The sequence below is a fragment of the Carnobacterium maltaromaticum DSM 20342 genome (assembly GCF_000744945.1).
Classification (GTDB): Bacteria; Bacillota; Bacilli; order Lactobacillales; family Carnobacteriaceae; genus Carnobacterium; species Carnobacterium maltaromaticum.
In genome coordinates this window covers 2,903,125-2,918,898 of record NZ_JQMX01000001.1, presented here as the reverse complement: position 1 = coordinate 2,918,898, position 15,774 = coordinate 2,903,125, and the positions used below count along the sequence as shown (strand labels likewise).

General features: G+C 33.9%; 9 protein-coding genes. 1 reads left to right on the top strand and 8 read right to left on the bottom strand.

Annotation, left to right across the window (positions count from 1 at the left end):
* Positions 1-213: 213 nt before the first annotated feature.
* The 8 genes from BR77_RS13595 to BR77_RS18350 all read right to left on the bottom strand — a co-directional run bounded on the left by BR77_RS13595 (position 214) and on the right by BR77_RS18350 (position 13,765).
* The gene (locus BR77_RS13595; RefSeq protein WP_015077462.1) at positions 214-2,610 is read right to left on the bottom strand and encodes a hypothetical protein; all 2,397 of its coding nucleotides are present in this window, start codon (positions 2,608-2,610) and stop codon (positions 214-216) included.
* Positions 2,611-2,681: 71 nt separating this feature from the next.
* Positions 2,682-5,861, bottom strand: a complete 3,180-nt coding sequence (locus BR77_RS18355) for a lectin-like domain-containing protein (RefSeq protein ID WP_015077463.1) — start codon at positions 5,859-5,861, stop codon at positions 2,682-2,684.
* A 42-nt stretch (positions 5,862-5,903) separates the two neighbouring features.
* The gene (locus BR77_RS13585; protein WP_016356620.1) at positions 5,904-7,340 is read right to left on the bottom strand and encodes a helix-turn-helix domain-containing protein; all 1,437 of its coding nucleotides are present in this window, start codon (positions 7,338-7,340) and stop codon (positions 5,904-5,906) included.
* Between the two features lie 29 nt (positions 7,341-7,369).
* Entirely contained in the window at positions 7,370-8,479 is a 1,110-nt protein-coding gene (locus tag BR77_RS13580; protein ID WP_016356621.1) for a WxLIP family cell surface protein, read from the bottom strand.
* Positions 8,480-8,745: 266 nt separating this feature from the next.
* Positions 8,746-8,964, bottom strand: coding sequence for a hypothetical protein (locus tag BR77_RS13575; protein WP_015077467.1), 219 nt, complete (start codon positions 8,962-8,964; stop codon positions 8,746-8,748).
* A gap of 13 nt (positions 8,965-8,977) precedes the next feature.
* Positions 8,978-11,941 (bottom strand): leucine-rich repeat protein, encoded by a 2,964-nt coding sequence (locus BR77_RS13570; RefSeq protein ID WP_035065362.1) that lies wholly within the window; start codon positions 11,939-11,941, stop codon positions 8,978-8,980.
* A gap of 23 nt (positions 11,942-11,964) precedes the next feature.
* Complete coding sequence (locus tag BR77_RS13565; RefSeq protein ID WP_016356623.1) at positions 11,965-12,990, bottom strand: WxLIP family cell surface protein; 1,026 nt, start codon at positions 12,988-12,990, stop codon at positions 11,965-11,967.
* 94 nt (positions 12,991-13,084) lie between these two features.
* Positions 13,085-13,765, bottom strand: coding sequence for a WxL domain-containing protein (locus BR77_RS18350; protein ID WP_015077469.1), 681 nt, complete (start codon positions 13,763-13,765; stop codon positions 13,085-13,087).
* Between the two features lie 497 nt (positions 13,766-14,262).
* Between BR77_RS18350 and BR77_RS13555 the strand changes: the two genes are divergently transcribed.
* Complete coding sequence (locus BR77_RS13555) at positions 14,263-15,705, top strand: AcpB/EbpR/MafR family transcriptional regulator (RefSeq protein WP_016356624.1); 1,443 nt, start codon at positions 14,263-14,265, stop codon at positions 15,703-15,705.
* The last annotated feature ends 69 nt before the right edge of the window (positions 15,706-15,774 follow it).

Sequence of the window (15,774 nt, the reverse complement as noted above, 5' to 3'; positions counted from 1 at the left end):
CCTATTTTTAATTAGCTTAAATAATTACGTATTCGTTAACAACTATTATTTTTAACATCATAACATTCTTTCAAATAAAATATAAACTCTTTTTCAATACAACAAAATCCTACCTCCTTACTAGCCCCTATATCAAAAAAGAGAGCCCAACCTAATAATAATGATAGGCTGAGCTTTCTTTTTTATTACATTATTTTATTTGCTTCTCAATCATTAAGAAACGATCATTTCTTTTGGAGAACCTTCTCCTGTACTTAGAATTCGAACTTCTTGATAATACACGATTAAGGTGCTTTGATCATCCTCTGGGTCATGTTTAGTCGGAAGATCTTTTTTTGACGATTCCTCTGATTCCTCTGGATCGACTAGCCGTACAATTGTAAAGCGACCATTTGATACATGGATTTTGTCTTCGAGACTTTTTTCTGTAAACTCTGCTAAATAATCCCCCTCTGGTAATCGAACAATAATTCGTTGAGGAATCTTGTTTCCTTCATTAGATTCAATAACATTTCCTTCTTCATCGCGTATTGCCCATTCTAATCTTGAATCGGGAATTTTCTTTTTCCCAGTCACAGATTTTGGATTGTATACTCGATCAATTGTGGTAACAGATTCTGGATATCTAATAATGAAACGTCCATTTGATGTATGAGTTTCCTCTTCTGGACTAATTTCTGTATATTCAACAACATAATTGCCTTCTTCCAAATGTGCTATTTGTTCATAGGGGATTTGTGAACCTTCGCCAGAATCAACAATTTCATCACTGTCTCCTTTAATAATCCATTCCAATCTGGACTCGGCAATTTTCTTCCCACCTGTCACAACTGTCGGATTATACACTCGGTTAACCATTGTACTTGATTCTGGATAACGAACTCTAAATTCTTCCCAAACAGTATGTGTTTCTTCCTCGGGGCTTGTTTCTTTAAAACCAGCTACATAAATTGATTCTGGTAAATTTTGGATAAGTTCTTGCGGAATTTCATCTCCACTTCCATGTTCAATCACACTACCAGATTCATCTTTAATTACCCAAGTTAAGCTAGAAGTTAGAATTTTTTGTTCACCACATATAGATCTTGGGTTATACGGACGATCCATTGTAAGGCTTGCTTCTGGATAACGAATTGTAAAGGTCCCCTGAGACGTATGTCTTTCTTCTTCAGGACTAATTTCTGTAAAGTCTACCAAGTACGTTCCTTCTGGTAAATTCATAAGAATATCCTCAGAAATACTTTCCTCATTTCCCCAAGCACTTTCCCTACCTCCCATATCTGTAATCACCCATTCTACTAACGATTCTGGAATGGATTTTTCACCTACAATATATCTTGGGTTGTACGGACGGTCTATAGCTATTGTTGACTCTGGATGACGGATACTAAAGGTTCCATTTGATGTATGCGCATCCCCCTCTGGACTCGTTTCAGTAAAGTAAATAATATACTCTCCTGGTAAGAGATTAAGCAAAATCATCTGTGGCACTTCTGCTCCACTATCTGATTCAATACTAGTTCCAAAGACATCTTTAATACTCCATTCCAGTGTTGATTCTGGAATTTTTTTCTCACCCGTAATTACTCTTGGATTAAAAGGACGGTCAATCGTTGTCGTTGACTCTGGAAAACGAATATTAAATACTTTCTTAGATATATGAGTTTCGTTTTCTGGGCTAGTTTCTGTAAAAGAAATTTCGTAAGTATTTTCAGGCAATAAACGTAAAAATTCTTCTGAAAGAATCTCTCCTTCTCCACTTTCAATTAACCTTCCACTGGTTTCACTTACTTTCCACTCAAGTCTAGACTCGTCAATATTTTTTATTCCAACAATTGAGGTTGGATTGTAAGTTTGGTCCATCTTCATATCCGATTTTGGATGTCGAATCATAAAACGGGATTCACTTTGATTTTTCAATTGGTTGCCATACTTTGACTGAGCTTTTACTGTAGCATTTATTAAATACGTACTTCCAGAAAAGGTAGTTAGTATCTCGTCCTCAATTGAACTCCCTTCTCCATCTAAAACAAAATTTCCTTCTTCATCTTTTATGGTCCACTGTAATTCAGAAATTTCTGGCTCAACTACATAAGTGACTTTTTCTGGGTTAATCATTCCATGGGGGCCAACGATTTCAATAGAAACTAATAGACTTTCTTTATTCATCAAAACATAGATAGTATCTGGATTAAGCTGAGAGCCTTGTGATTTTTTTTTGCTTATTTCTGCATAATATAGCCCATCTGTATAGGCACTTAAATCAATGATATCCCCATCTACATATTCCCCAATTTCTAACTCTTCCGTACTATCGCTCGTTAAAATGCGATACGCCATTTCACCCGTATTTGTTCCTAAATAATTAACTTTCACTTGACTGCTTAGGTCAACAACAAACACATTTTGGTTGATATCGTACCCTAAAGAATGACCATCTAATGTTGTCAACAACCAACTGCCGTCTGGTGATTTCTCCCCATTACTCGCCTCATTTACTTGTTGGACCGACTCATCTATATCCTTTATGGCCTTCGCCTCTTCTGGAGCAATCGTTCGACCTAATAGAGAGTTTAGTAGTAGTACACCACCTAAATATTTTTTCTTCATACGGTTAATCGGACTCCCTTTAGTCTTATTTTATTAGCTGAAATATGATATTTATCCTCTAACTATCTTTTCTACTCATTTTCCAAATTAAGCCATAGTCTTCGATTTAGAGCATCTAATTGATAGAATTTTTGTTTATTTGTTCGCAAAACGGTCAATTCTGTAACCCCGTTCATTACAGTAGGAGTTAACAAATGCGTTAGTCTTTCCGCCTCAGATTCAGACTCTACATTAATTTCCGCCAAAGGATTCTCCCTAAAAACAAGATTTCCAAAAGTTTCAACAGACTTTGACATTCCAACTGTTGCTAACTGATTATCATTAAAGGCCCATTCCCCAATGGAGGTGACAGTATCCGGAATCTCTATTTCCGTTAATTGATTGTGTTCCAACGCTCCATTTCCAATTGAAATTAATGAATTTGGAAGTATTAATGTTTTTAATTGATTTTCACGTAGTGCTTGATATCCGATTGAGGTAATAGAGTTTGGAATTTGAAGACTAGTTAAGCCCTTATTACGAAAAGCACCATCACCAATTGAAGTAACTGGAGTTGGAGTTGTCCATCCAGCTGCTGTATTTGTAACCTCTCTGGGGATAGTAACATTTTTACCTGAACCATTGTATCCCGTTACACTTGCTTCTGAATTTCCCTCAGTGCCACTAAACCTAAAACTAAAATCTTCTCTCTTCTGGTTAGGACCTGAGACTAAATTCCAATGGAGATTTGTTTGATAACTTCCAGCACCCATTCCTGGTGGAATTAATAATCTTACACCTTCTTCTTGTGGGTTATGCATCCCAAAAGAAATAATTTGATTAGAATTAGCTTCACTTGCTGATGCAAAAATTTGACTATCTGTATTTGGAATAAAGTCACCTTCATATACGCTTATGCTATCTCCAGCAAGATGACTTTCATGTACAAAAGGAGTCATTATAATTTGTGACCCGCCTATTAATTCTCTTGTTTGTCGAACTTGAAGTTGCCAGCCATCTCTTTGAGCTTCAGGGCGTATATCTTGTATGGTTACCATGTTTAAAATATCTCTACCATCCTGATCTTTTGAAGGTAAAGCAATTAATTCTTGACCATTTCCAACTACAGTAGTTTCTCCAAAATTAAGTGATGAGGCATAACGAATAGCTAAACTTCCTTCATTAGGATTCTCTTTGTCTACCTCTAACGACGGATTAGATGGATCAATCGATGGAATTTCTATATTAACAATTTGAATTGTTGCTCTATCTGTTAATCCATTTGTTGTTTCTACGCTAATTTCAACTTCTCCTCGTCGTTTGCCAAAAACGATTCCCTCTTCATCAACTGTAGCAAGTTCTTCATTCGAACTTGTCCATTTAAGATCCGTGTTCACACTATTTTCTGGTAAGACTTTTGCTGATAACTGCTGGGTTTCCCCAGTTTTTATTGTTGCTATTTTTGGGCTTACTTCAATTGATTCAGGTACTGCAGCTACTTCAAAATTCACTTCATACTCATATTGAACCTTATTTCCTGTAGATAACGATTCTTCAACTAATATTTTCCCTATTGAGTTTCCCACAGTTGAACGATCTGGATACTCACTAAAACCAATAATTCTAACCGTTTCAAAATCAGAGTTCGTTAAAAATTCTCCTAACATACCATCTATTTCATCATTCGTTGTCCATTTTGAAATTTCACCATTACTTTTAACATTCAATAAATTAAAGTGTAGCTGTTGATATCCACTTACTGTTAATTCAAGAAAACTTGTATTTTTGTTAGTACGTAGCGGCTGTTCTTGTCCACTCACAATCTGTCTAAGACGATTGGGAGATTCTTCATGTGTCAACTCAATAATATCCCCTACTTGAGTTGACGCCACTCGAGTACCATTTGAAAATTGATTAATTGCATCGAATGGTGACACTTGTCCCGTTACACTATGAGACACATAGTTTCTCGCATCTGTAATTTTTTGAGCCCCGCTCGTTAAATTATACAAGTTAACTGAATAATATCTATTGGTAAAATTAGGATGAACTTGTGTAGACGAATTGATTGTTCCCTGGTTCGCAGTTACTTTATTTTCTGCAGGGTGATACGTATAGGCTCCAACACTTAAGTCACCCCACCCCTTAGCTAAAATCGTATCTCCCCAACGAACATCAAGAGGAACTTCTATTTCTGTACGTACTCCTAAAAAATTATGTTCTACAATTACTGTAGCTTTCCCCGTGCCGACTAAATCATTTTCAATATCTTTTAGCGTCACATTATATTCATTGGGGTTTAAAGGTATATCTCCATAAGTCACATTCGTTACAAAAGATTGAAGATCTCTTGTCGCTAAACTTTCTCCGAGCGTTACTTGCTGTTGGACGGCATTACCTTCAAATACTTTAGGCGTATACTCCATCGAAGTAAACTCAAATTGTTGTAAATTATGATACTGACCTGTTGAAGCAGAGACAATAAAGGAAAGAGCATCTAACCCAGTATGCCACGTACTAATGTCACGTTCCCAAATTTGACCGTTATAGACGATTTTCACTTTATCTTCAATCGTATCATATGCCATATAAAAATCTCTAAATTGGTTATTACTTGGAGCCGGGATTTCCAACATTGAATTTTGCTCCGTAGTTAATATAGCATTCGGACTGTGCACAAAAGCACCAAAGGCTGCGACGCGTGAACCAGTAGGATTATTAAGCCAAGGATCTGCAGCAATTCCTTCACTATTTTGATGGGAACCATTATAATACGTATCTAGTTTAAAACCAAATACATTTGGTAATTGCGCTAAGCCCATACCATTTCCATGTCGTCCAATTGAATGTACATCTCCGCTATGAAAACCAAAACCCATTCCGTCAGCTCCGCCTTGCTGTTCAGCTTTATTACCTAGGTTTACTCTACCTGTTAAATAAAAAGAACTAGCAAGATCTATTTGACTATCCATAGTAAAACTTCCTGCACTACTAGGTAAATCAGGTGTCAAAGTAACAATTCCCGTATCTGAACTATATGCTGCAGTTCCAGAAAGAGTAAAATGTTCTAAAAAATTTTCTTTTGTAACTACAATATTTTCACCAGGTCGAGGAACTGAATTCACCATACTGATGCTTTCCTTTTCAGCTGAAATATCTGCTTCCGTTATCGCCTTAAGTCCTATAGGTACATGTAGCACTCCAATTATCATAGGAACTGCTAACATACTTAACAGTGTAGCTCCAACTAACTTATTTCTTAATTTATTCATCTAGAATCATCTCCTTTTAGTGGATTAGCTATTTCACAAAAACTACATTATATAATTTAAGTTTAATTTAATTAGTTTCTCAATTTCTTTTATACATACAGGGTGAGAAAAATAGATTATTTTTTTATAGGGGGGATTCATAGCTATTGGACTATCAGTAAAAATTATTGTTGTTTCAGATATTTCTTCATTTAATGCTAACCAATTTACTTGTTTTTTTAAATCACTAGACAACTGTTTTAATATCCTGTTTTTCATAAAATCTCCATACTTTGAAATTAAGAATATATTGATTTTTACATGTTGTATTTTAGCTACTAAATTTTTCATTTCACTCTTTAATAATGACAAAGTGGATGTATCATGCAACATTAATTCAATTTTATGATTTAAAAATTTCGTCATAAAATAACGCAGCTCTTCAACTATCCTCTCTTGAGAAAACGCAGAAATAAAACTATTTATTTTTATTGAATGAAGCAGCAACGAGACACTTACTTTAACTCCATCATTCTCTTGCCATTTAATTAATTTCAAAAAATCAATATATAGCTTTCTATCAATAGATATTTCGTTAATTATTGGGATAAAGCGGCTACTTATCTGTTCAAAACTAGCACCATCTATCCTAATATCCGTTACACAATCTACAAATATCATCCAAAATATGAAATAGCATTCTGTTTCACTCCTTTGAACGTTTCCCAGTTTATGTTGTGATTCAGTAAACAATGTTTCTACTAAATTTTCATAAATAGGTTCCTCGGCTAATTTTATGATTTCGTTTGGAATCTCTTCGGTTTTTATAGTGATTTTTCTATTTTCTCTCACTTCGCATATTGCCAACCAGTATGTTAGCTTGCGAGTTTCGATTACTCCAATTCCATGCTTTTTGGTTATTATTGCTGCTCTTTCTATAATTTTTTTTTCATCACTATTCTTAAATGGCCAACCAAAACCCTCACACAATGTCCACAAAAATTGAAAATAAAACAATCTAATTTCAGATTCTTTTCCCACTAATTCTAAAGAGTTTGTATTTATAGAAATACCATACTTTTGTAGCAATCCGCTAATTTTACGCAATACTCGATAATAGGTGGTATAGCCTATTCCATGTTCGAGTAAGAACTGATGAACTTTTTTTAAATTCCCATATAAAAATAGTTCCAAAATTTTGAATTCTAGTGTTTTTTGACAAATATAAGAAATAACTGTTTGAGGAGCAAAGAAAGCTTCTCGCTCTAATTTATAATAAACAAGACTAGCATTATAATATTTTGATAATCTAATATCCCCATCCCATTTTTTTAAAATTTCTGCTAATTGCTCCAAATCAGATTGAAGGGTTTTATAAGAATACGGAAGGACTTCTAGTTTTTTTTTTGTTAGTGGTTCTTTATCAAACAGCATAGAAAACAGAAGCATTTTTCTACCTATCCCTTCACCAAAAATTTCTAATAACTTTGGTATTTCCATCTTTTCTCCTTTCTAAAAATCGAATTCAACTAGTCTTGAATTCGTTTAATTTGGTTCTTTTTTAATGCATTCCTTTTTTTTCGCTCTAAAAGCTGCTTTTTTTCTCTTCTAGCTTTTCTTTTTTCTTCTAACGCTTTTTTCTCTTTTTCTTTTTTTACATAACTATTAATTAGAACACCAAAGGATAATAATCCTATCGTTAATCCACTACCAACCAGTAGATAAATTAGCCCATTTTGCTTAGAGTCTAAATCAACCGCAGTTTTATTTAATGCCACTGCCGTTTTTTCATCAATTGTAAACTCTTCTTCCCATTCCCAATTCTCCCCATTTACAGTAGCTTGCATTTCCAGTCGGTAGTCTCCTGCGACTAGTGGAGCACTGCCTGTATGAATATAAAATGGTAATCGTGAGTTTGGTGCCATTTGAAAGTTGGATACCCTTCTATTAAACAGGGGTTCCTTTTCATTTTTTCTATACACTTGAGCATCAATTGACATGTCTGTTACAATTACAGCTTGACTATTTTGAATTTCTGCATTAATAACATTGCGATAATTGGATTGTGCAGCACTGATACCTTCTAAATTCAATATTGGTACCACTTCTTCATCTGTTTGTGAAATCATAACCGCTAATGAATATGAAAATTGATTGCTAATCTGTGTATGTTCTTCTCCAGCTTTAATTTTTTCAGAAAAATTAAGGCCTCCTAAAATTACTCCATCAAATTTCACACTTGGAAGCTTAATCGTAATTGGAACTTTTTTACTCTCATTTGCTTTTAAAACAATTAATTGTTCTACTTCACTAATTTCAGAAAATGAAATCAATAGGCTTTGATCTAAATCTTCATCTAACTGACTGTAATCAATCACACCATTTTGATTTGATTTTGCAGTAACAGCTTTAATTTCAATTTCAATTGAGCTATCTCGGTTATTAGTTAGTTCTACTTCAATATTTTGTTCTTTACCTGCTTCCATTCTTAAATTAAAATAGGAGCTGACATCATTTATCTGGTTTTCGGGAATAATAGGCGAAACCGAAAATTTTGGTGCATTATTTGCTTCAGCAAGACTCGTAGTAAAAAATGTAAACCCCACTATTAAATTAAAGATACACATTATTTTTATCATCTTATAACTATCCTTTCTTTCAAAATAAATCATTACATTTTGCCTATCTATAAAGCTATACGATGCTTTAGCCAGCTGTATCATTAATAGAGAATAGTTCACATAGCTCATATTTCTTTTTTATCAAATTAACTATAAACCATCTGTGATTTCGTAAGTATAAATCTGGCTCGTTCAGCAAGTATGTATGACTAAAAAAACAAAAAATATTTTCTTTGATTTTTTAGTGTTTATTATTTAGTGATTCTTTAGATTACCATCACACTTTAATGTTTTAATCTCAGTGCGTCATCATTCCAAATATCAATATAATCTATATGAGTTACTCCTTTAAATTTTTCATGAATAAACTCTTTTACATTGTTGATTGAATGGCATGAGCTGAATATAAGCGTTTTATGGATGAGTTTGCTCTTTTCATCCTGTTTCACTAAAAAACCAACTAAATAAATGGTACAATCTTCCCACGTATCTTCTATCCCCATCCACTTAACCTCCTTATTTTCCAGCAATATGTTCATTCGCTGTACTTGGTGTTGCTACTAAATTCCAAATGAGTGTTGCCTCATAAATTCCAACACCTACACCACCAGGAATTTGTAAAGAAACTCCACTTCCGTCAACTGATCCCATTCCCATAGTAGCAATACCACTAGGATTTCCAGTTGTTGTTGTTCCTGCAAATCTTTGTGCTTCTGTATTAACGGTTAAAGCACCATTATGCGATTTAATGTTCAATAAATCTTGATTGATTTCATGCACAAATGGATTAAAAATCAATTCTGCCCCGTCCATAAATAATTGGTTTTGTCTAACTTGTAATTCCCATCCATTTCTTTTGAAAGCAGAACGCATATCTTGTACAGTAACTTTTGGAATTCCATCATTGTCATTCGCATATACTGTTTGATTAGATGAAGAAAAGGTAGTTGCATCAAAGTATAAATCTGATACATATCTTAAAGATAATCCCTCAATAACTGGATTTGTATTTTCCAAATCCAAAATTCCATCTTCTGGGTTTATTGCTGGAATATCAGGTTGAATTAATGGCGATACTTCCACAGAAAGACTTGGGAGCTCTGAACCATCCACAATTGCATAATAAGAACCACTATCTGACTCTTCTACTTCTGCAATTCTAAACTGTTGTTTTGTTTCTGTTGGTAATGCTTGGGCATCCTTAAACCATTCAACATTTGGAATAAACTCTTCCCATACAAATGCTTCTAAATTATCTAATTGATACCTATTTTTTGATAGCACACTAAATGAAAGCTCATCTCCTACCATCAGATTATTGATTAGTTGAGTATCGTCAGAATAACGTGGCTCATCCACTGTTAATAGGGTTCTTCCCGTTACGCCCCTGATAATATTTGGTGATAGCTCTCTCTGATAATGAACTAAACTACTTTCTTCTACATATATTTCTTTTAATGGATTTTGTGCAAAAACTTGAGCTCCTAATCCAGTTATTTCTCCTTCAAAAGTTACTTTCTCTAAAGAATTATTTTCAAAGGATCTAAGGCCTAGGTGAGTGACTGTTTTAGGAATAGTGACCTCAGCTAAATTATTTGAATGAAAAGCTAAAGTCTCAATCTGCTGAATCGTATCTGGAATAACGATGCTAGATAGATTATTTAATCCAAAAACTTGATTTTCAAGTCTAGATACTCCACTACCTATATAAAGTTCAGTCAAGTTATTTTCTAGAAAAGCTTGTTGTCCTATGCTTTTTACAGTATCTGGAATAATCAACGTACTTAATTTGTTTTTGTAAAAAGCTGCTTCCCCTATTTCTGTAATACTTCCAGGAATCAAAACATTCGTTAATCCTTTATCCATAAATACACGGTCATCAATCCCTATTACTGTACTTGTAGTGGTCCAACCCGCTTCACGATTCACAGCTGTACTAGGTATTTCTATCTCTGTATCTGTCCCATGATATCCCGTAACAATTGCTGTGGAGTTCCCATCTGTTCCAGAAAATGCAAAAGTAAACTCTTCAACAATTACACTACTTACTGCTCTTAATCCATTAATAGTTTCAGCATAAATTTCCGCTTCTCCTACTGATTTACCTGTAATAACACCATTTTGATTTACTGTAACTACCTGATCATTATCACTCCACCAAAATATACTTGTATTGTCTAATTCATTTATATTTGGTGTAAAATCTATAGCTAAACCAACAGAATCATTGGGTAGCATTCTTACTGAATTAGGAATAATTTCGATATTTGTCGGTAAATTTACTGGTGGTATGTTTGCTACGGTAGTTTGTACTCTAGCTGATCTAAATCTGCCTAAAATATTTTGTCCTGAAGTTACCATATGAACGTATCTATCATCATTTAAATAACTTATGACTGGGCTGTCTCTGCCTGTTTGTGTGGCAATAAATTGTACATTAACCATTCCAAATTGATAATTTTCACTAATGCTTTCTATACTAACCAAGCTTGTAAATATTGAATCTAAACTAATAGAGACAGTAGCAGAATCTAAGTTTGTAAATATTGGACTATCCACTTCAGAAGAGATCATCGTACTTCCAGCCCCTTGAGTTTTATATTCAAACTGCATCATGTTGCTTCCACTTGAAGAAACAAATGCTTTACTAGCATATATATACCCTGCTGTGATTTGATTACCTCCTGGTCTATCAACAAATTTCCCACTATCCATCTTTATTCCAATTCCAAATTCTGCTCTTCCATGACTATCAAGATTAGTTGTTTGACCTATTCTCAATGTTGCAAAATTATAGAATTCTCCATCATTCAATATTTGAACAGCCGCCATTTTATTATCACTATAATTCCTTATTGTAAGTTGATCCATATCACTAGTTAATTGATTATCTAATTTCCCACCATCAATTACTATTAAAGAATCAACTGTTGAACCGCTTCTAGCATTTAACGTTAACGCGCTATCCATTCTTTCTCTGCGCACAACCAATTCACCTGTTTGGGTAACTTTTATATAAGAATCATTATAAAAATTTAGCGTTCCTCCTCTAAATATAACTCTTCTATTTACTTCTAGTGCACCCTCAAAAATATCCGCACCCACACCACCACCACTTATTCTTATTTCCAAAACATTAGGGTTGGCTAATGCTGCTCTTAATTCCACTTCATTTGTTATTATAGCCACATTTGCTGGTGCTATTTCAGGCTCCAATTCTACTGAGTACTCGTCTTTAATTTGAGCTTCAATATTTGCCTCTCCTATTTCAAGAATTGGAGACTCTAATTCTCCTTCTTCATTCAAATTTGTTCCACTAAACTCTTCATTCTTAAGTCCATTAATTTCAGATTCTTCATACATCTCGAACTCTTTTTCTTCTGCCTGAATACCTTTTAAAAATGTCTGAGAAAGTGAAGGAAGTACTACAGGCATTCCTACCAATAAGACTGCTATTAAGCAATATATATTTTTTTTCATCTACTAGCCTCTCCCATTCATACTTATTTTTTCTTTCTAAAAAATTTTTCTCGATTCATTAGTACTAGAATGACAATAAAGAGAATCACAATCACTATTCCTGCAATGATTAAATACAACCTAGTATTGTCTTTTTCCAATTCAACGGCACTATTATTCATTTCTCTTGCTTTTTCATTTGTAATCGTAAAGAATTCAACCCATTTCCATTCTTCTTCGCCATTCGTTGCCTTCATATGCATTTCATAGGTTCCTGCAGACAAAGGTTGATTGTTCGTCCCAATTCCGTATGCCAAAGTTGAATTAGGTGCCATGCGCATATCGACTCTTTCTTCATGAAACAAAGGAGTAGTTTCCCCTTCTTTAAAAATTGTTGCTTCAACATCAAAATGATTAACAATGGTACTCGCTCTATTTTGAATATTTCCCACGATAAAATTACGACGATTTCGTTGCTCTACTTCAACTGATTTCAGGGATAAATCGGGTTGAACTGCATTTTCACTTTGAGCAATCATTACAGCAATTGAGTAGACAAAGCGATTCGTAATTTGATTTTCTGTCTCTGATGAATCCTTTGTTGATTCTTTTTCGCTAATGGTTAAACCTCCTAGTAAAATACCATCAAAAATCTGTTCTTTAGGTAGTTGCACTAACGCTGTCAATATTCTACTTTCCCCACGAGGAATGGTGATTTCACTTTCTTTGATACTAGTAATTTCTTTAAAATCTATTTTTAAACTGTCATCTGGCTCTTCCACATCTATGCTATAGTCGATTAATCCGTTTATATTTGTCACTGCAGTTGTTGCCTGCAACTCAACTGTTAATTCTCGTTCTGAGCTATTCGTGATTTCTACTTGTAACTCTTCTGCAGCTCCCTTATCCAATAGCAAATCAAAATAAGAAACGGATGCATCGCGTTGATTTTCAGTAAGAATTGTTTTGACTGAAAATTCAGGTGCTGTTGCAGAACTCTTTAACTCAAATCCAAACCACCCTATGATCATTAATGCTAAAAGAAATGCCCACCTTATTTTCTTATTCATTACAAATTCCCACTCCTTCTTCTAGGTATAAAGTTAGAGAGTACCTACCGACTCTCTAACTACTGTCATTACTATTATTATCAGTAGAATTCCACTATACTGGAGGCGCCACTGGGCCATCAACTAAATTCCAAGTTAACGTGGAATCATATGATCCTACACCTGTTCCTGCGGGAATTTCCAATGATACTTCTCCCATTCCAATCGATGTTGTTCCTGCTTGTCCTGGATTTGAATTGTTAGCAGACGCAAATCGTTGTGCTTGATTATTTAGTGATAATTGAGTTGCTGCTGTTACACCGTTTGTGTTTGCTTGATTTACAGTAGGATTCATTTTGATGATTCCACCACTAAATAAATCCGCATCCTGAGTTACCGTTAATTCCCAGCCATTACGTGTATCCTCATTTCGGATATCTGTAATAGTTACCATATTAGGAAATTCAACACCACCAACCGAGTCCGGATTAGCAACTAAAGTTTGTCCAGCTGTTTGATTAAAGTCTGCAGTTCCAAAGTTTAAATCTGATACATAGTTAATTGCTAAACCGTCTCCTAAATCAGGGTTCGTCTCAATCTCTGGTGGGACTGGATTTTCTGGATCTACTGGCGGAATTTCAATCTCAGTTGAATCTGGCAATTTAATTTCTGCTTGAACATCTGTTGTTGCATTGGTCGCTCCGTTATACTCAACTGCTGAAGCCATTCGAGTTGTTGCTCCCATTCCTAATACTGTTGTAGCTACTAATGCGATACTTAAATTTTTTCTTAACATACATTTCTCTCCCTATATTCTTTTATTTGGACGATCTTTTTACTTCCTTCACTCGTTCATTGTAAAGTACTGAGTACATGGTATACCCAGCATAGATAACCAAGTGCTGCCATCACTTTTCTTCTGTACATACCTTTATATTAAAGTACATTCAAGTTATCTATGACTTACAAATACTAGTATATCCAGTTAAATAATCTATAGCAATTCGCTTTTTTTATAAAAAATAGGAATAGCTACAAAGTTTAATTTAATAAGATTGATAAGGCTTTCTAAAATAGATTTTTTCCTTTCATATCGATTTAAAGCTACACTTTCTAATACTTTTATCATCAAAAAACCATCTTTTAATAATGTAACAGTTACTTTTTTTCTAATAGATAATAATTCAAATCAAAAACGTGAGGTTTTTTAAGCCATAGACGTTTTTCTTCTCACATTGCCATTTAAATAATTAACTGTTACTATATATTTATTAACTACTGGAGGGACTATCTATGAATGACTTAGGGTATAAATTACTTGTTTCAAAATCCGTTAGAAGAAAAACGACCATCCTTTCTATGCTTTCAGAATCTTCTACACCAATTCCTTTAGAGAGTCTTTGGATTGCTTGCCAATCTACTAAAGGAACTGTCCAACAAGATATTTCCCATCTCATTGAAATGTTTCCAAATGATATTGAACTTATCACGCACAATTTTTTACCTTCTTTAAAAAAAAAGGCAACTAGTAATGTGATTACAAGCTATATTGATTTACTTGCTCGAGACAATCCGCTATTTTATGTCATTGAACAAATTTTCCAAGGAAAAAAAGAAAGTATCGAGGATTATGCTGAAAGTCTTTATATTTCTGAGTCAACATTAAGAAAATTTTTAACTATTTTAAAAGATGTTCTAGCTGAATATGATTTGGTTTTGACTATGAACCCCGTTGATATTATTGGAAAGGAAATCAACATTCGCTACTTTTATTTCCAATATTTTCGTTATTCCCATGAAAGTAGTTCACTTTCTGTAAGAGACAATCAGTTTAATTTTATCCATGATACTCTTAAGAAAATATCTACTTCTTATGGATTGGTTTTAAATGTGGATTACTCTAGAATCGTTAGTTGGCTAACTATTTTTGAACAACGAATTACACTAGGGCATAAAATTAATCTAGAGCAAAAATTGATTGAAAAATATAAATATAAACCAAGTTTTTTAAAATTTGAAGCTGCTGTACGGCTACATTTCAGAAAAATAAATTTTTCGTTAGACTTGTCTGAAGAAGAACTTGTATTTGCTTATCTTACTCGGCTAGATGCCATTATCTATGAAAAAGATAAACCTTTTTTCACGGATGATGTTTTTGATACATTACAAGAATTTGACCATCTAACAACTACTTTTCTACAGTTAGCAAATTTAGATATTTGTTTAAATATAAATTTAAAAGCGATTCTGCAAGCTTTTTTATCTAATTTAACTTCTTTAACAGAGCTTTCACCTTTATTTCAATTAAATCATAACAGACTAAAGAAAATTGTTGAAACTAATCATAGAGACACACTAGATACGTGGCTAGAAATTCTCGATAATTATTCTACATTCAACAATAGTTATGACGTGGCGATTAGCCTAACTTTATTAACTGAATCTCAAGTGCAAAATAAGAAAAAAATACTGTTTGCACTAACCGGTGAACCTTCGTCCATTACGTACTATAAAGTCCTTGCTTTACAGTGCGTCCCTCGAGGAATGGAAGCTGTTTTTATTTTTAACCGCCCTTTGAATAACGCATTGTTAGAGCAACTAGATATAGATTTATGTGTTTATAATTTAACACCTTTTGAAGAGTTAACAGAATCTGAACTCTTTCGATTATCAGATATCCCACTAAATTCAGAATGGGTTGAATTACTTGCTTTATTGCATAACATTAGCCATTAGTCTATTTGAAATAAAAAACAAGCTATCTCTCCCCATAGAATTAGTTAATTCTATGGGGAGAGATAGCTT